Origin of the sequence: Chitinilyticum piscinae, from assembly GCF_015223195.1 — a bacterium.
Lineage (GTDB): Bacteria > Pseudomonadota > Gammaproteobacteria > Burkholderiales > Chitinibacteraceae > Chitinilyticum > Chitinilyticum piscinae.
On sequence record NZ_JADFUA010000001.1, the window covers coordinates 156141 to 172950 of the forward strand.

The window sequence follows — 16810 nt, forward strand, 5'->3', positions numbered from 1 at the left end:
TCAAGGTAGTTTTTTCCTCTCGGGACATGCGGACACCAACAGCTGACACTCGCGACGGCCGGAGCTTCCCACCCTGCCTGTCAGGCTCGCTGCAGGTAATCATCCAGCTTGCGCGCCACCACCGCCGCCTCGCCCTGGGTCAGCAGCACACTGGCATACGCCGGGCGAGTCATGTCGCCCAGCCAGAACACCCCACGCTCCTCAGCAGGCAAGCCATTCACGGCCAGTTGCGGGAACTGCGCCAGCACGGGCACCGGCTCATAGCCATAAAAGACACAGGCATAGTCATAACGCTGCCCTGCCAGCGAGACACCAGCCATATCGCAGGCCGGCTGCAGCGCGCCGCAGTGCTCGTGCACGGCAATGGCGGGCTCGGCAACCACCTGCTGGCGCAACAAGGCACTGCCACGGATTGCTCCACGCGCCAGCACGCTCACCGCACACCCCCGCCGCGCCAGAATCAGGGCGTGCTCGAGGGCATTATCCCCCCCGCCCAGCACCGCCACGCGCATGCCCGGCACCACCTCGGCCAGCGCAGCGAGCCCGGGCCCCACCAGCAGACGCGGCGCTGGCGGGTAAGGCGAAAACGGCCGGGCCCCGCAGGCCAGCGCCAGCGACCGCACCCGCACGTTGCGCCCCAGCCTGGTTTGCAGCGCAAACCCGTGTCGCAGCACCTCGACCGTTTCGGGCTGATCGCCACAGAGCAACCGCGCCGCATCGACTTCAGCCAGCACCCGGGCCATGTACTGGCGCCCGCTGATGCCGGCAAAACCGGGAATCCACTTCAGCGGGTAATCACTGTGCGCCAGTGCCCCTCCAGCTTGTGCCGCAGCCTCCAGCAGCAACCAGCGATGCCCCATGCCGGAAAGCCATTGCGCCAGCGTCAGCCCACCCACGCCGCCCCCGATAATCAATACTTCTGCGTCGAATACCTGCCCTGTCTGCATTGATGTTCCTGCCACCCTTGATTCTGCCCGCCGACTGGAGTTCGGTGCGGGAATGCTAGAATAACGCGCTTTGCCCCAGCACCGAATAGCGAGCCCTCGCGCATGAACCAAGCCCAGCTCCCCGCCCCGACTCCCGAAGCCTTCGCTCACTCGCAGGCACTGGTGGCCGCGCTCCGCCAGCAGATCGCCGACGCCGGCGGCTGGATTTCCTTTGCCGACTACATGCGCAGCGCATTGTATGCACCGGGACTGGGCTATTACTCGGGAGGCGCCACCAAATTCGGCGAGGCCGGTGACTTCATCACCGCGCCGGAAATCTCGCCACTGTTCGGCCAGAGCCTCGCACAGACGGTCGCCACTGTTCTCGCCGACGTTCCGGACGGCATCGTCCTCGAACTTGGCGCCGGCACCGGCAAGCTGGCCGTACAGCTGCTGGGCGAACTGGAGCGCCTGGAATCCCTGCCCGCCCGTTACTGCATCCTCGACCTCTCGGCCGAACTACGCGAACGCCAGCGCGCCACCATCGCCGCAACCCTGCCGCAGCTGCTCGACCGCGTCGAATGGCTGGATGCACTGCCCGCACAATGGCAAGGCATGCTGGTGGCCAACGAAGTGCTCGATGCGGTTCCCTGTCAGCTGGTACATCGCGATGCGGCCGGCACACTGTTCGAGCGCGGTGTCAGTGTCGGCGAACAAGGCTTCGCGTTCAGCGACCGACCGCTGCAAGATGCAGCGCTTGCCCAGGCCGCCAGCATATTGCCTGACGACTACACCAGCGAATTCCAGCCCGAAGCTGCGGCACTGATTGGCAGTTGCGCCGCCGGACTGACCCGAGGCGCCATGCTGTGGCTCGACTATGGCTTTCCGGCGCGCGAGTTTTACCACCCGCAACGCAGCGAAGGCACGCTGATGGGGCACTACCGTCACCACAGCATCCACGACCCATTCTGGCTGCCCGGACTCACCGACCTCACCTGTCATGTCGACTTCTCCGCCATCTACTCGGCAGGTCATGCCGCCGGCCTCGCGCTGGAGGGCTACGTATCCCAGGGGCAGTATCTGCTCGACTGCGGCATTCTACAAAGCTTCGAGGCTCATACCCCTGAGCTGGATGACAAACAGCGCATCATGGCACTGAACGCCGTGCAGAAACTGCTCTCGCCGGCCGAAATGGGCGAGCTCTTCAAGGTCATCGCCTTCTCGCGCGGATTAAGCGGCAACAGCCTGCTGCCGGGCTTTCGCAGCGCCGACCGTTCCGGCGCGCTGTAATTTTTGCGGGCGAGGTGCTTGACAGCCCGAAAAAGCACCTCCATAATCCGGCCTCTCTTGGCTATGTAGCTCAGTCGGTTAGAGCACAGCACTCATAATGCTGGGGTCGCAGGTTCGAGTCCCGCCATAGCCACCAGACATCAGTTTCAGGCAGTGCCAGAAACTACCAAAAACCCCGTAAAGCTTAGGCTTGCGGGGTTTTTTCATTCCCAGGCATCTCCACGCCGTCCTAGCGCATCCCATATTTTTGGGGGTACGCTTAGGGGTACGAACCGGAGATACCCCAATGCCCCGCCAAACCAAGCCGCTGACTGACTCTGAATGCCGCAACGCAAAACCAGGCGACAAGGACTACAAGTTGTTTGATGGCGGTGGCTTGTTTCTGCTGGTCAAAACCAGCGGAGCCAAGCTCTGGCGAATGAAGTACGCCAAACCGGACGGCAAAGAATCCAGCCTGTCGTTTGGCGCATACCCCGACGTACCCCTAAGCGCTGCCCGAAAGCTGCGCGACGATACCCGCGCGCTTTTAGCCAGCGGCAAAGACCCTCAGACCGAGCGCGCAGCAGAACAGCTGGCCACCCGATACGCAGCCAGCAACACCTTCGAGCTGGTGGCGCTGGAATGGCATGCCAAAGAGAAGGCCAGCAGCAAATGGGGCGATGATCATGCCGGGCGCATCCTGCAGCGCCTGCGTGATGATGTATTCCCGCACATTGGCCGCCAGCCGGTCGAAAACCTGAAAACCCGCGATCTGCTGGTCGTGCTGCAGGCAGCTGCCGCCCGTGACGCACTGGACTTGGCCAAACGACTACGCCAGTACATGACCGCCATCATGCGCTATGCCGTGCAGACCGGCCGTATCGACAGCAACCCTGCACTTGACCTGCAAGGGGCTGTAGCGAGCCGCCAAGCACGCCATCACCCTGCCCTGCCCCTCACCCGCACCAGCGAGCTGGCGGCGCGGATTAGCGGCTACAGCAGCCGTATTGCTCGTGATGCCTCGTTATTCGCCCTGCTGACCGGAGCTCGGTCATCAGAGTTTCGTTTTGCGCAGTGGAGCGAGTTTGATCTGGGCAAGGGTATCTGGACTATTCCGCCCGAGCGCGAAGCCGTGGAAGGCATCAAATACAGCGAGCGCGGCGAGAAAATGGGCCGTGAGCGCATCATCTATCTTTCGCGCCAAACCGTCGCCTTGCTGGCACGCATGCAGGAAATCAACGGCACAGCGGGCTTTGTGTTTGCCGGCCAGAAGCCCGGCACTCCCATCAGCGAAAACACCGTTAACCAGCTGCTGCGACGTGTTGGTTATGACACGCAGCAGGACGTGTGCCTCCACGGCTTTCGCACCATGATGGTTTCCGCGCTGAATGAGTCAGGCCGCTTTAACCCTGATGCGGTAGAACGCCACATTGGCCATGAGGGCAAGGCCAGCGCCGGAGCTGCTGTGCGTGCGATCTACAACCGCAACGCGCAATACCTGAAAGAGCGCCAAGCCATGCTGCAATGGTGGGCTGACTGGCTCGATGCGCTGCAAGACGCCGGCCATCATATCGAGCCATGTGACTTCAATCCGGGCAAGGCTGCGGTGCTGGTGCTTAACCGCGCCGCTTGAGGGCGGTGTCGATGAAGCAATCGGGCAGCGCCAGCGACAAGCGATCATGCCGGAAGTTGCTAAGTACGACGGGGCATGTATGGGAAATGAGACATATTCGAGAACATGCTGACGATAGACTTGCTTGAAAACCCCTTTTCTCTAAACTAATCGCCCGGCAATTTGGCCGGAATAATATGTGCCTAGAGAGTTTAAGGATATGTCCGAACAAGTCGCCCCCAATATCGACGAACCAAAATCAAACCCGTGGCTGCTGAAGTTCTTGGGTGTCATCATCATGTTTGTCAGCATACTGGCCTTGCTCATGCTCTATTCTTGGAGCGGCGGTAAAGTGGTCTATGACGGCGATAGTGTTCAGGTTGAGCACTATTATGAATTGCGATATATCGGTATCGCGGTTTCACTTATTGGCCTGCTAATTGGTAGCATTTGGACGGCGGTTGGAGTGCTCATTGATGAGCTGCGATCTCATTCCGTTGCCGGGGTCAAGCACGCAGCCTTGCCATCGCTCACTGAGCAGCTGCAGGAACTGCGGGCGCATACCGAGCGCTGATATGCAGGCTGGGCGTAACGAGGCAGTGAGTCACGCATAAGGTCAAGATGACAGCCCCGATTTGAGCCTTGGCTGTCCAAGGACAAATCTGCCGCAACAGAATGGACGCGGCGTGAATGGGGTCAGCATCGCTTGTTTTTCTAGGGCTTCGCCCTCCAATGCAGGCTCGGTGAGTTCGTTTGGCCCATTCCGGGGTGTTATGTGCTGCGGTAGTTGATTCCTGGCCGTCAGGAAGGACGTGGCGCAAATTGCATCAGCCGCAGACATGCAAGTCAGGGGCAAGGCTACCTTTTGTCTCAGGCCGCACTGAAACTCAATGACAGAGCCACTTCCAGCAGCATTGTCACTCACAATGCAGGAGAAGTTTCAGCGGGTTTGGATGCTTCTCGGCCCTGATTATGCAAGGTTGCTGAAGGGCTTCCCCTTGCCCGTTTTCGGCACTCCGGCGCGAAAACCTTGTCTGCTGCGTGGGGCGATCTTTGCATCTGCGGGCAAGCGTGGGCTTGCCCGTTTCAGGTAAAAAGGGGTTGCAGAATTTGCCGGGGAAGGGGTTGCATTTGCAGTGACTGATGCAACCCCTTCTGCGGCGAAAGAGTGCAACCCCATTTCATCCAACAACGGCGCGGGTTTCAGGGCTTTTTCTTTCATCTGCCCTGAAGGGGCAGATACACGCCCATAGAAAGGTCAATATGTAACTAATTGAGCTTCTCCTTTCGTTTCAGTTGATGACAAAGCTCGTCCAGCTTAGCGAGCTGCTTATCGACGGATTGTCGGGTGATGGGCTGTCCGGTAATGCGCCGGTAATAGCTGGCCGTCCGGGTGCTGTGCTCGCCGGTCAGTACGTGAATTTCCTTCAGCAGCATTCGACGTTTGAGCACATCACTACTGCTGACACTTCCCGACTTGTCCCGGCGAGCCATTTGCTCACGCATCAGTTCGACCTTGCTCTCGCGCAGCCTATTCAGCGTTCTGCGCTTGAGCTGAACATCACGACCGCATAACCAAGCCAGTTCATCGCGCTGCCTGGGCAGAAGCCCCATGCCGCCCGCGTAATAGGTCGCAGAGCGTTCCGCGCGCCCATAGACCCATAGTGCGGTCTTGTGCCAGCTGGCGCTGTCCTGCGCGGTTTGTGGGGCAAATAGACGCTTCCATTTACTCCAAATCGGAATGTGCTTCGGATATGTTCTCCTGACCCAATCGACATCAGCCAGCCACCATTCATAGGCGCGTTGCGGGTCTTCCAGCTCATCAGAGCATGGAAGACCTCGCAGCGCAGGCGGCAGCCCCTGCGCAGCCATGAGAAACTGCAACACCCAGCGCCGGGCAGGATTGCGCTGATGTCGCAATGACGACAGCAGTTGCGACAGCGATTGCCGCTGTATCTGTTCCAGCCAGCGGGCGAACGCTTCCTCATCCCGGCTCCGCTCCGCAATCAGCAGCTCATGGAGATTGGCAGCTTGCATGGCCCCTCAGAAATCAGCACATATTCCGAGTTCGGCAAAGGGCCAACAATGACGATGTGCTGACCGGCATATTTGGTGGAATAGATAATTTGGCTGCCCGCGTCAATTGTTTGGCCTATGTGCTGCCGGGCATATTTTTTGGAATAGATAAATCGGATGTCTTCATCACCTGCTTGACCTTCTCTGTTCTCAGCCATGACGGCCACATAGTTGTCTTCATTGATTTTTTGAATATGCATTTTAATTTCCATCAGTAATTGGTTGATTGCACATCATCACAGCAGCCCCTTGGCTACGCAATACCGCACATGATCATGAGCGCTTCCGTCATAAGCCTCAGAATTACCATCAATCACGATGTAATTTCCGCTTCCTTCTACCGGGCCGACAATCATCAAGTCATCCTCGTCGTGCGTAATCAGCTTGATTGTCATCACGCCCATTTGCTGCGAATGCAGCAGCTTTGCGTTGTTCATGATGCTGTCGTGATCAAATTGGTCAATGCAGTGATAGTTCATGTGATTTTCCTTCAAATGGGTCATTGAGTGTTTCGAGGCAGGGAATTCATCCAGGCCTCAATTTGGTCAGAACGCCAGCCAACGGCGTGCTGAGACAGCCGAATCGACTGCGGAAAATGGCCCGACTGGATATGACGGTAGATGGAGCTTTTGGAGATGCCGGTGATGGCTGTGACATCCTTCATGCGAAGGATGCGGTGGGACGCGGGGGCGAGGGTTTGCCGTTGAAGCCCGTGCGGATTTTCTTGCATAGCATTCCTTTGGTTATGAGACCAAGTAACACCCGAGGACGCCGGGTGAAACTTAGGATGGAATGCTAGTTCGCAGGGGGAGAGGGGGCCAGAAGAAGAACTTCGTAGTTCTTCTGCTTGACCAAGTTACTCGGTAGACTCGGGTGTATTTTCCAAATTCAAGATGGCTTCACGTCTTTTATACATCCTAATGTAGATCGGCGTAACCCAATTCGCGGCATCTTCTGCTTCTTTAATGGCCTGTTTTTCTTTAGACCACAAACTAACATTGTTAACAAATAACCTAGATTTTAAATCAAACTGAAGAAGCTCATCTTTCACTTTTTCAATACTAGGATAAGCAACAATATCGCCATTCTCTAAAACTACGGTGTGTTTAGCGTAGATGCGCCGCGCAAGCAATTGCGCCCTTTTTGTAAAAATGTGTTTCTCGACTTGCCCGCTTTCTTTGAAGTTAAAAAATGAATGGCTAACTAGCTTCTGAAATGGAGCGACCTCTGAGATATTTTCAATTAAGAAGCAAAGTGACCCCCTGATGTACTCCAATGTATCATCCTGGATGTTTTTTTCATTTTCTTGGCTGTTTTTTATTCTATCTAACTTCCTCCTCACCATTTTAAATATTATTCTATTTATCTCCTTTTCTATCGCCTTCTCATTCTTATTATTGCTGATTACCTTCTCAAACTCATCCTCCAGATCGCGCTCATCCTCTTCAGACTTTTTCCTGGCCTCTAATTCGTCATCTATTTCCTGAACAATTCGTCTCGCAAGCGAAACGGCCAATTTTTCGCTTTTGCGCTCATCATTTTCAAGCTGGGTGGTGTATGGCGAATGATAATGCGGGCCATGTTCATTAAGCATATCCAGAATTTCAGATGTATTGAGTGCTATTCTCATGATCATCCATATTTGCGAAGGTGTAAGGTCAGGCGATCTTGCGGAATGTGGCCGCAACTACGACCTGCTCATTTATTACGCTATCCTGAAAGTTCACCCATGTTTGCAGGGCGGCGAACCGTTTTGCGCTGCACACGCTGTTCCAACAAGTGTATCTTGTTGACCAATTCTGGGGGACTGGCAGCCGAGCCTACAACTTGTCTGACTGCAGCGAGCATTGGCAGACTGGAAAACCGAAGCAACCGCAACGGTCAGAGGAACATCCAAAAAGTCATAGCAAAATTTTTTAGGGGTACGCTTAGGGGCACGAATCGGGAAAGTAGACACAGATGCAAGCATTTATGAGGCATATACGAACACAATCGAGTCCCGCCATACCACCAGATCCAAGCCCGCAGTCGCAAGACTGCGGACTTTCTGCTTTCCGGCTACTGCAAATCAGCAGGCACGGGCGTGATCAGACTGCCGCCACTCAGAATGCCGAAGGCCATCCACAGCGCTACTGCCGCATAGAGCAACCGCGGCAGCCACGCCATGAGCTGGGCGATCTCGTGCTCCAGTGCGGCAGTCATCTGTGCGGCGTAATGCGCCAGCATCTCCGGCAGGCGGCCGCTTTGCTCGCCGGTATCAACCAGCGCCACCAGCTCCTGCACCGGCAGGCCACGCACCTTCGCCAGCGCTGCGGCCAAAGGCTCGCCCGCCAGCAACGCCCGCTGCACAACGGCCATGCGCGCCGCCAGCACCGGACTGCTGACAGTGGCCATCGCCAGCGGGGAGGCCTCGTGCACGCCGATGCCAGCATCGGTCAGCAAGGCAAGATGCTGGGCATAGTCGCGCAGCGCCAGCCTCGGCAGCCAGTCAGCGAAAACCGGCAGCTGCAGCAACACCTCATCGACCCCCCGATAACGCCCCTGCTGGCGGCCACGCCACAGCTCGCGCAATGCGGCTGCCAATCCGGCCAGCAACCCCAGCGGCCAGAGCATGCCCCACAGCCACGCGGCCACGCTTAATTCGCCCGTCACCAGCCCTGGTAATGGGCGGATCAACAGCGCCAGCGCCAACACCAGTACCGGCATGGCCAGCCGCGAACGCAGCGCACGGAACTGGGCATCACGCTGACGATGCCATTCGGCCAGCTGGGCATACACCTTGGCCGGGCTGCCGGCATGACAGGCAACCCCGACCAGCCGGGCCTCGAATGGCGCAAACACCCCGCAGCGCTCACCCGCCGCCGCAATGGTGCCGCCGGTGCGCAGCTGACGCAGCATGGGCTCGCAACGCGGCCCGAGCAGGCGCGACAGTCCGGCAAACGCCTGTTGCGCCGGCACACCGGCACGCTCCAGCGCCGCCAGCTGGGCAAAGAGATCGGCTCGCGTCGCATGCGATAGCAGGGGATGAAGTGCAGCCATGGCGGTCCTGTGGTGAAAACACACCGGATCAGTATAACCGGCGACACACGCCTCCCGTCGCAAGTCCTTGCCGCACAAGGCAAACTGCGCAAGAATCGCGCCCTTGCCCGCAAGACGGGGAATAACATGGCCGCCAGCGCGGCAGATTGCTACCATTGCACTATTTCCGTCCGGCGAGACCCCACCATGCGCAAGCTCCTGCTCTGCCTTGCCCTGATTCTGATGATTCCGGCTGCCCTGGCTGCCCCCCGCAAATTTCCGGCTGGCGGCAGTGTGGTTTCCGTCGACGCCTACGAGGTGACGCGGCCCTTCCCGATCCTGAAGCTGGAAGACAAGGTGTATGAAGGTTCCCCCGGGCTGCAGATCCGCGGCGCGCGCGGCGAGCTGCTGATGATCAACCAGCTGCCACTGAAGGCGAAAGCCTACATGTTGCTGGAGGAACGCACCGGGCAGGTGGTACGGCTGTGGATTCTGACCGAGGAAGAGCAGGCCGAACTCGGTGTGCGCAAACCGGGGCTAATCATCAATACCCCACTAGGTAGCTTCGAGCTTTAACCGATTTACATAAGGCGTGGGCATATACCCACAGTAACGACGCAATAATGAGCAAGAAAGTTTATATCAAGACCTACGGCTGCCAGATGAACGAGTATGACTCGGACAAGATGGCCGACGTGCTGGGCGTCTCCGACGGCCTGGAAAAAACCGACAACCCGGAAGAAGCCGACGTCATCCTGTTCAACACCTGTAGCGTGCGCGAAAAGGCACAGGAAAAGGTGTTCTCGGATCTCGGCCGCGTGCGCGAACTAAAGCTCGCCAACCCGAATCTGGTGATCGGCGTGGGCGGCTGTGTCGCCAGCCAGGAAGGCGAAACCATCATCAAGCGCGCGCCGTACGTCGATGTGGTGTTCGGCCCGCAGACGCTGCACCGCCTGCCGGAGCTGATCAAGGTCAAGCGCGAAACCGGCCAGTCGCAGGTCGACATCACCTTCCCGGAAATCGAGAAATTCGACCACCTGCCCCCAGCCAAGGTCGAAGGCGCCACCGCTTTTGTGTCGGTGATGGAAGGCTGTTCCAAGTTCTGCTCGTTCTGCATCGTGCCCTACACCCGCGGCCAGGAAGTCTCCCGCCCGCTCGACGACGTGTTGGTGGAAATCGCCGGCCTGGCGCAACAGGGCGTGAAGGAAGTGACGCTCCTGGGTCAGAACGTCAACGCCTATCGCGGCAAGATCGCCCGCGATGGCGAGGATGACGACATCGCCGATTTCGCCATGCTGCTGGAATACGTGCATGAGATTCCGGGCATTGAGCGTATCCGCTACACCACCAGCCACCCCAAGGAAATGACCCAGCGCATCATCGACTGCTACAAAAAGCTGCCGAAGCTGGTGTCGCACCTGCACCTGCCGGTGCAGGCCGGGTCGGATCGCGTGCTGGTGAACATGAAGCGCGGCTACACCACGCTGGAATTCAAATCGCTGGTGCGCAAGCTGCGCGAAGCCCGCCCGGACATCTGCCTGTCTTCCGACTTCATTGTGGGCTTCCCCGGCGAGACCGACGACGATTTCGAAAAGACCATGAAGCTGATCGACGACGTGAAATTCGACGCCAGCTTCAGCTTCATCTACAGCGAGCGCCCCGGCACGCCGGCCGCGGACCTGCAGGACGACGTGCCCGCCGAGGTGAAATCCGCCCGTCTGGCACGCCTGCAGAAGCGCATCGATGAATTCGCCAACGAAGTGAACCAGAGCATGGTCGGCTCCGTGCAGCGCGTGCTGGTCGAAGGTCGCTCGAAGAAGAACCCGGCCGAACTGGCTGGCCGTACCGACAACAACCGCATCGTCAACTTTGCCGGCAATGTCCGCCTGATCGGCCACTTCGCCGATGTCACCATCACCAGCGCGCTCAGCCACAGTCTGCGCGGCGAGATTGTGACCCGCGAGGCCTGATAGACCACCATGTATTGCTCGCCAGCCTTTTATATAAAAGGCCACTCGGGCAATACCCACCAAGGAGCCATCATGGCCAAAGGTTTTTCCGCTGCCACCCTGCAGCCCCTGACGGATGCCGAGCTTGACCGGCTGGCCGAATTTCTCGAATCCGAAGCGGCACCGGAAGAAAGCATGGATCTTTCGATGCTGCACGGCTTCCTGACCGCGCTGCTGCTCTACCCCAAATCCCCCGACGCTGGCGAATGGCTGCCGCAGGTCTGGGGCGACAATGGCGAGCGTCCGCGCTATGCCAGCGCCGCCGAGCAGAATGACATCGAGGATCTGATCCTGCGGCTGTATAACCAGCTCGCCGACGAGCTGGCGAGCGAAGAGGCCTTCGAGCCGATGCTGTATCTGGACGAAGAGCGCAACCTCGACATCACCCGGCCGTGGTGCTACGGCTTCACGCTGGGCGTGGGCCTGGCAGGCGATGCCTGGGCCGATGCGCTGGACGACGAAGACCTCGCCCCGTTGCTCTCGCCGCTCTTCGATTGTGCCGACGATGAAGCCCGCGAGGAAATGGGCGGCGACGAGGAAGAGCTGGCCCGCTTCGAGCATGAAGTGGCGCAATTGCTGCCGGAAGCCATTCCGGCACTGCGCGCATGGTGGATCGACCAGATCCCGCCCATCGCCCTTCAGCCGCGCCGCCCGGGTCGCCGGCACTAAACCGAGAGGACTCCCGGAAATAACCATGCGGATACTTGAAGCTCTGCGCCTTGGAATGGGAGCCATCCTGCTCACAATCGGTCTGATTCCGAACGTGATGGCGCAGCGCTACTGTGATGATCTGCCTTCGGACGCCAATGGCGATGCGCTTTGCCGCCTCGTCATGGGCGGGGCCGACCTGGGTCAACCCAAGTCGATCACATTCTACGTGGCCTTCCCGTCGCAAAATGCGCTGCTTCAGTTTGGCGCGGCAATGGAACAAAAGAATTATCAGACGTCCCTGAGCGAGCATGAACCCTGGGAGGCAAGCATCACTAGAGTGATGCTGCCTGAGCATGCAGCGATCACTGCCTTCGAGGCTGAACTGGATGCTGTCGCTACTAAGCATGGCGGTATCACGGATGGCTGGATCACTGCTCGCGACGAGTAAATTGATCTCCTCCTGCAGCCACAATCCACGTCAGCCATTCCGGCTGAGCTTTTCACTTGCTAGCATCCTGCTCGCGTGTGCACTCCTCACCCTTTCACTGCTTTGGGACTCCGCAGGACTGGTCGTGTGGCGCTCCTTGGGCATCCGAATTGTACTGACTGCATCAGCTCTATTGATCATTCTTGTTTGTTGCTACCGACTGCCTTTTCGGGGGCTTATTGCAACACCCGCAATCACAGCGTTCCTGCTCACGGCCTGGTGGCAAATCAGCCACCTCTCCGTCAAATACCAAATCATGAAAACCGATCCAGACCATGCGCAGGCAATCGGCAGTCACCTCATCGCCGGCTACACCGACGAGGCCGAACTGCGCGAGCTGATCGCACGTGGACTGATCGGCGGGGTCTTCATCACCCGCCGCAATGTCGAGGGCATGGATGCCGCAGATATCCGCACACTGATCGCCAGCTGGCAGGCGCTGCGCCGTGAACACGGCCTGCCGCCGCTGGTGATTGCCACCGATCAGGAAGGCGGGCTGGTGTCGCGGCTGTCGCCGCCGCTGGATTTCCAGCCGGCACTGGGCAAGGTATTGCTCGGCAGCCAAGACATAGCAAAGGCTGCAGAGCAATACGGCACACAGCAAGGCCGGGGGCTTGCCCAGCTGGGCATCACGCTGAATTTCGCACCGGTGATCGATCTGGATCACGGCATCCGCAATCCGGACGACCGTTACTCAAAGATCAGCCAGCGCGCACTGGCAAGCACGCCGGCCGCCGTCACGACCGCCGCCGCAGCGTATTGCCACGGCCTGCGCCAGCAGGGCGTGCAATGCACCTACAAGCACTTTCCGGGTTTGGGGCGCGTGTTCGAGGACACCCATGCGGACAGCGCCAGCATCACCACGCCGCTACCCGAACTGCAGACCAGCGATCTGCAGCCCTTCCGCACGCTGATGCAAGCCGATTCAGTGACCATGCTGGCCCATGCGCGACTGGCGGCACTGGATGCTGAACTGCCCGCATCCTCATCACCCGCCGTCATCGGCAAACTGATCCGGCAGGACTGGGCTTATCAGGGCCTGCTGATCACCGACGATCTGAGCATGGCCGGAGCACGCGAACAGCCCGGCGGCATCGAGGCCGGCAGCGTGCGCGCACTGAACGCCGGCGTCGACTGGCTACTGGTCGCCTGGGACCCGGCGCTGGTTTACCCGGTGCTGGATGCACTGCTCGTAGCCCAGGCAAATGGCACGCTGGATCAGGGAGCCCTTGCCCGCAGCCGCCAGCGACTGGCTGCCAGCACTGTTACGCCGACCACAGGCCGTTAGCTTCCCCATGTCTGACGCAGCTTTGACAATGCTAGACTGAGCGCCCCTGTTCCGGAGCATGTCATGCCGCTCATCGAGCTGGACATCCAGTCTACCCTGCCCAGCCAGCCGGAGAGCCGGCTGCAGCTGCCCTGGCTGCACGGCAGCATCCGTGCCGACGAACTGATCCACCTGACCGTGCTCGAGCAATGCCGCATCCTGACCGAGCGGGAACAACTTGATGCGGCCCAGGCACAGCAGCGCATTGCTCGCCAGTACCTCAGCGAGGCCGACATCGCCCACATGCGGCAGCATGGCCGTGTTGCCCTACAGGCCACGGCAGATCTCGCCGCCCCCGCTCCCGACCTGGAAACAGCCATCGCGCTGGAGGCCTTTCGCCGCCGCCGTTTTCTGTTGCTGGTGGGCGAGCGGCAAATCCGCGCGGAAGACGACATCATCACCCTTAACCCGCACCAGCCGATCCGCTTCGTGCGGCTGATTCCCCTGCAAGGTGGCTGAAATGATCACACCCATTGCCTATCCCTTTTTGCATGCACACTGGCCACAGGTTGCCGAACTCACCGCAAGCGTGCTCGATCTGGACCGCCGCTTTGCCGACTACCGTGCCGCCCACCCCGAGCTGCGCGCCGAATTTCGCCTGTGGGCCGATGTGCTCGATCAACTCATCGAGCTTGAATATGATGACGAAACCCATCGCGCCTTGCGCTGCGCCTGGTGGCGAGCCGTGGAAGACTGCCTGGGGCAGGATGGCACAAGGCAGTGGCTGTGGTCTGTCGTTTCCGGATTCTGCGCCTTGCGGGCAAACCATCCTGCCTTCGCCAATGCCGGCGATTCATCACACGGCTACGAAGAAACCCGCCTTGACCGCATGGGCGTGCTGCTGGAAATGCAGCAACGGCTGAGCCGGAATCTGCTCAGCACGCCCGAGCTCTATGACTACCCGGCCACACCCGACTTGTTCGAACAGCTTTTCGCCTGCACCCTGGCCGGCTTGCCAACCAACCGGATGGGCTACTACGACGAAACGCCGCCGAACTCTTCTGACAACCACCTGGCGCTATTCCGGCAAGTCGTATCCGGCGTCCTGCACTTTGACGACAACGGCATCTGGCTACCGCAAGGCGGGGGTATCGGCCTGCCCGTACAGCCCGGACGCTCACTGCATGCGATCGAACACCAGCGCAGGCTGCTGATCGATGGTGTTCGTGCCAATGGCGCAGAGGTCGGCGCAATCAGCACATTCTGCCGGCAATGGCCCGATTCGGCGCCGTATGAACTGCTGAGCTGGCAGATGGATGACTGGCCGCCCGCCATGCTGCCGCTGCGCGAAACACTGTTCGAACTGCTGCTGCTCGATCCACAAACGCGGAGCCTGCACTGGCTTTCCGACGAGATCGAACCCGAGCTCTCCACCCGCATTTGCGGTTACCGGGCGTATCTGCATGTGCTGCGCCAACTCGGAACAGCCTTGCACGATGCCACGCTCGGCTCCGAAGAACTGCAGAATCTGCTCGCCCCCTTTGCGCGCAATAACCTGCTTGATCCGGGCTGGACGCGTGACCAGGCCGAAGAAGCATCCGCCATTGCAGAGCTGGCCTCCTATCCGCCCCGGGTGCTGCACCTTCTGGTGGAGAAGGCGGGCTGGAGTGGCGATGGCGCACAGCGCGCCTTGTTGCCCGCGCTGGGCAAAGCGCAGCTGCTGGACATTAGCCACCGATGCCGTGAGCTGATGATCGATGCTCCAGCCGATGAGCCACGTGGTGACGTGGCTGTGCTGCGCTCAACGCTGCAAGCCCTGCCATCGGAAGACTGGGCGCTCCTTAGCAATGCAATGCTGTCCAAAGAGCTGGCAGGGTTGACCGCCGCGCTGCGTGGTGATGACTCCTCTGCGATCGAAAAATCGGCCCTCAAGAAGCACGCCCATCTCGCAATCATGTCACTGGGCCTGCTCCCCTTGCCTGCCGAACAGCAGGAAGCCCTCTGCCAGCAACGCTACCTGCAACTGAAAGAGCTGCATCAGCTCGCCAGCAAATACGGAGCCGAGCGCTGCGCCAACCAGCGCGAAGCGGTGCAGATTGGTCTGGCCAATCTGGCCGCCAATGCGGGCTTCAGTAGCCTGGGCGCGCTGGAATGGGCAATGGAAAGCCGGCAGGGTGAGGAGCTGCAAGCATTCTTTGCACCGCAGGCCATCGGCGACTATCAGGCACACATCCGGCTCGCTGGCGACGATTCCGGCATTGTCATTGTCAATGCCAAGGGCAAGACGCTGGCCACCCCGCCCGCGGCCATCAAAAAAGACCCGGACTGGCTGGCGCTGAAAGACGCGTGGGACACACTGAAAGAACAACGCCGGCGCTTCCGTGCGGTGCTGGACGAGCATCTGGTGCGCCAGACCCGTTTCAGCGGGGAACAACTCGACGCCGCCCGCGCACATCCGGTGCTCTATGACCTGATCAGCAAGCTGGTGTGGGTGGACGATGCGGGCCACTGCGGCCTGTATCAGCTCGGCCAGCTTTCAGGGCTGGACGACTTCCACGACATCGAAGGCAACCTGCGGCTGGCGCACCCGCTGGAGTGGATGAGCGACGGTACACTGGCGGCATGGCAGCAGCACGCCGTTGCGCTGCAACTGCTGCAACCGATCCAGCAGATTTTCCGCGCACTGTACGTCCCCACGCCCGCCGAGCTGGAATCCGGCACTGTCTCGCAACGCTACGCGCACCGCTGGGTCAAGACCCGCATCGCTGCCGGCATTTTTCGCCAGCGCGGCTGGCGGCCAAGCGGCGACAGCGGCGACGCCGAACATCATCGCCCGCTCGGCGAAGGTTACAGCGCCAACATCGATTTCGACTGCGACGCGCACTATTTCACCGAAGTCGATACGCTGCAGACCACCGGCGTCACCTTCCGCCAGGACAGTCAGGATGTGCCGCTGGCCAGCGTACCGCCCATCCTGTTCAGCGAAGCCATGCGCGACCTCGACCTGATGATCGCCCGTTCGCTTGTCAACGACACCGAGGAATTCACCTCCGGCGAAACGCTCGCCGCCCGTCATGCACTGCTGCAGGCGCTGACGCCCGCACTGGGTGGCGAACGCCTGCGCCTCGACGAGCGCCACGCCCATGTCACCGGGCGGCTGGCAAATTACCGCGTCAACCTCGCCAGCGCGCACATCCACATCGAGCCAGGCGCCTACCTGTGCGTGATTCCGGACTGGTCGCAGGCACAGGGCAAGCTGCGCCTGCCGTTTGAAGACAGCGACATCCGCACGGCCGAGATCATCAGCAAGATTGTCATGCTGCTGGACGATGACCGGATCAGGGATGAGAGCATCCTGCGGCAGATCCGGATGCAGGTTGCCCCGGCCTGAACGCGAGGATTTCCCCTGCATGATGCCGGGACGCTGACGGCCCCGGCATCACGCCAGCTTCCCGTCAGCCTGCCGCTTGCTTCGCCATGAAGATATGCCAGACT

17 protein-coding genes and 1 tRNA gene are annotated in these 16810 nt (G+C 59.8%); 11 read left to right on the forward strand and 7 right to left on the reverse strand.

Annotated elements, in window-relative coordinates:
* Positions 1-80 precede the first annotated feature (80 nt).
* The gene (locus INR99_RS00700) at positions 81-947 is read right to left on the reverse strand and encodes an FAD-dependent oxidoreductase (protein WP_194114370.1); all 867 of its coding nucleotides are present in this window, start codon (positions 945-947) and stop codon (positions 81-83) included.
* A gap of 102 nt (positions 948-1049) precedes the next feature.
* Between INR99_RS00700 and INR99_RS00705 the strand changes: the two genes are divergently transcribed.
* From INR99_RS00705 to INR99_RS00720, 4 genes are all read left to right on the forward strand, one after another.
* Entirely contained in the window at positions 1050-2216 is a 1167-nt protein-coding gene (locus INR99_RS00705; protein WP_194114371.1) for a class I SAM-dependent methyltransferase, read from the forward strand.
* A 59-nt stretch (positions 2217-2275) separates the two neighbouring features.
* Positions 2276-2352: transfer RNA gene (locus INR99_RS00710), tRNA-Met, on the forward strand.
* Between the two features lie 150 nt (positions 2353-2502).
* Entirely contained in the window at positions 2503-3828 is a 1326-nt protein-coding gene (locus INR99_RS00715; protein ID WP_194114372.1) for a tyrosine-type recombinase/integrase, read from the forward strand.
* A gap of 199 nt (positions 3829-4027) precedes the next feature.
* Positions 4028-4381, forward strand: coding sequence for a hypothetical protein (locus INR99_RS00720; RefSeq protein WP_194114373.1), 354 nt, complete (start codon positions 4028-4030; stop codon positions 4379-4381).
* Positions 4382-5076: 695 nt separating this feature from the next.
* Here the strand turns inward: INR99_RS00720 and INR99_RS00725 are convergent.
* The 6 genes from INR99_RS00725 to INR99_RS00750 all read right to left on the reverse strand — a co-directional run bounded on the left by INR99_RS00725 (position 5077) and on the right by INR99_RS00750 (position 8922).
* Positions 5077-5844, reverse strand: a complete 768-nt coding sequence (locus INR99_RS00725) for a hypothetical protein (RefSeq protein WP_194114374.1) — start codon at positions 5842-5844, stop codon at positions 5077-5079.
* Positions 5814-6095, reverse strand: coding sequence for a hypothetical protein (locus INR99_RS00730; RefSeq protein WP_194114375.1), 282 nt, complete (start codon positions 6093-6095; stop codon positions 5814-5816). Before INR99_RS00730 ends, INR99_RS00725 begins: the two co-directional genes overlap by 31 nt.
* Before the next feature lie 24 nt (positions 6096-6119).
* Positions 6120-6362, reverse strand: coding sequence for a hypothetical protein (locus INR99_RS00735; RefSeq protein WP_194114376.1), 243 nt, complete (start codon positions 6360-6362; stop codon positions 6120-6122).
* Between the two features lie 20 nt (positions 6363-6382).
* Complete coding sequence (locus tag INR99_RS00740) at positions 6383-6613, reverse strand: helix-turn-helix transcriptional regulator (protein ID WP_194114377.1); 231 nt, start codon at positions 6611-6613, stop codon at positions 6383-6385.
* Between the two features lie 126 nt (positions 6614-6739).
* Positions 6740-7513: a hypothetical protein gene (locus INR99_RS00745; RefSeq protein ID WP_194114378.1), complete on the reverse strand. Its 774-nt coding sequence runs from the start codon at positions 7511-7513 to the stop codon at positions 6740-6742.
* A gap of 428 nt (positions 7514-7941) precedes the next feature.
* Positions 7942-8922: a type II secretion system F family protein gene (locus tag INR99_RS00750; RefSeq protein WP_194114379.1), complete on the reverse strand. Its 981-nt coding sequence runs from the start codon at positions 8920-8922 to the stop codon at positions 7942-7944.
* A gap of 186 nt (positions 8923-9108) precedes the next feature.
* Here INR99_RS00750 and INR99_RS00755 point away from each other — a divergent pair, with 186 nt between their 5' ends.
* The 7 genes from INR99_RS00755 to INR99_RS00785 all read left to right on the forward strand — a co-directional run bounded on the left by INR99_RS00755 (position 9109) and on the right by INR99_RS00785 (position 16706).
* Positions 9109-9477 carry a hypothetical protein gene (locus tag INR99_RS00755; RefSeq protein ID WP_194114380.1) on the forward strand — a complete coding sequence of 123 codons (369 nt, stop codon included), beginning with the start codon at positions 9109-9111 and terminating at the stop codon, positions 9475-9477.
* A gap of 47 nt (positions 9478-9524) precedes the next feature.
* Positions 9525-10871, forward strand: coding sequence for a tRNA (N6-isopentenyl adenosine(37)-C2)-methylthiotransferase MiaB (gene miaB / locus INR99_RS00760; RefSeq protein WP_194114381.1), 1347 nt, complete (start codon positions 9525-9527; stop codon positions 10869-10871).
* Between the two features lie 72 nt (positions 10872-10943).
* Complete coding sequence (locus tag INR99_RS00765; RefSeq protein ID WP_194114382.1) at positions 10944-11579, forward strand: YecA/YgfB family protein; 636 nt, start codon at positions 10944-10946, stop codon at positions 11577-11579.
* Between the two features lie 25 nt (positions 11580-11604).
* Entirely contained in the window at positions 11605-12009 is a 405-nt protein-coding gene (locus INR99_RS00770; protein ID WP_194114383.1) for a ribonuclease E inhibitor RraB, read from the forward strand.
* A 295-nt stretch (positions 12010-12304) separates the two neighbouring features.
* Positions 12305-13336 carry a glycoside hydrolase family 3 N-terminal domain-containing protein gene (locus INR99_RS00775; RefSeq protein ID WP_194114384.1) on the forward strand — a complete coding sequence of 344 codons (1032 nt, stop codon included), beginning with the start codon at positions 12305-12307 and terminating at the stop codon, positions 13334-13336.
* Between the two features lie 63 nt (positions 13337-13399).
* Positions 13400-13834: a hypothetical protein gene (locus INR99_RS00780; protein ID WP_194114385.1), complete on the forward strand. Its 435-nt coding sequence runs from the start codon at positions 13400-13402 to the stop codon at positions 13832-13834.
* Position 13835: 1 nt separating this feature from the next.
* Positions 13836-16706 (forward strand): DUF4132 domain-containing protein, encoded by a 2871-nt coding sequence (locus INR99_RS00785; RefSeq protein ID WP_194114386.1) that lies wholly within the window; start codon positions 13836-13838, stop codon positions 16704-16706.
* Positions 16707-16810: the final 104 nt, after the last annotated feature.

Bases quoted from the DNA above. Each gene is read 5' to 3' on its own strand.
- INR99_RS00750 (WP_194114379.1), bottom strand. From the start codon at position 8,922: ATGGCTGCACTTCATCCCCTGCTATCGCATGCGACGCGAGCCGATCTC.
- INR99_RS00700 (WP_194114370.1), bottom strand. From the start codon at position 947: ATGCAGACAGGGCAGGTATTCGACGCAGAAGTATTGATTATCGGGGGC.
- miaB (WP_194114381.1), top strand. From the start codon at position 9,525: ATGAGCAAGAAAGTTTATATCAAGACCTACGGCTGCCAGATGAACGAG.
- INR99_RS00775 (WP_194114384.1), top strand. From the start codon at position 12,305: ATGAAAACCGATCCAGACCATGCGCAGGCAATCGGCAGTCACCTCATC.
- INR99_RS00785 (WP_194114386.1), top strand. From the start codon at position 13,836: ATGATCACACCCATTGCCTATCCCTTTTTGCATGCACACTGGCCACAG.
- INR99_RS00740 (WP_194114377.1), bottom strand. From the start codon at position 6,613: ATGCAAGAAAATCCGCACGGGCTTCAACGGCAAACCCTCGCCCCCGCG.
- INR99_RS00780 (WP_194114385.1), top strand. From the start codon at position 13,400: ATGCCGCTCATCGAGCTGGACATCCAGTCTACCCTGCCCAGCCAGCCG.
- INR99_RS00715 (WP_194114372.1), top strand. From the start codon at position 2,503: ATGCCCCGCCAAACCAAGCCGCTGACTGACTCTGAATGCCGCAACGCA.
- INR99_RS00755 (WP_194114380.1), top strand. From the start codon at position 9,109: ATGCGCAAGCTCCTGCTCTGCCTTGCCCTGATTCTGATGATTCCGGCT.
- INR99_RS00725 (WP_194114374.1), bottom strand. From the start codon at position 5,844: ATGCAAGCTGCCAATCTCCATGAGCTGCTGATTGCGGAGCGGAGCCGG.
- INR99_RS00705 (WP_194114371.1), top strand. From the start codon at position 1,050: ATGAACCAAGCCCAGCTCCCCGCCCCGACTCCCGAAGCCTTCGCTCAC.
- INR99_RS00745 (WP_194114378.1), bottom strand. From the start codon at position 7,513: ATGAGAATAGCACTCAATACATCTGAAATTCTGGATATGCTTAATGAA.
- INR99_RS00735 (WP_194114376.1), bottom strand. From the start codon at position 6,362: ATGAACTATCACTGCATTGACCAATTTGATCACGACAGCATCATGAAC.
- INR99_RS00730 (WP_194114375.1), bottom strand. From the start codon at position 6,095: ATGGAAATTAAAATGCATATTCAAAAAATCAATGAAGACAACTATGTG.
- INR99_RS00720 (WP_194114373.1), top strand. From the start codon at position 4,028: ATGTCCGAACAAGTCGCCCCCAATATCGACGAACCAAAATCAAACCCG.
- INR99_RS00770 (WP_194114383.1), top strand. From the start codon at position 11,605: ATGCGGATACTTGAAGCTCTGCGCCTTGGAATGGGAGCCATCCTGCTC.
- INR99_RS00765 (WP_194114382.1), top strand. From the start codon at position 10,944: ATGGCCAAAGGTTTTTCCGCTGCCACCCTGCAGCCCCTGACGGATGCC.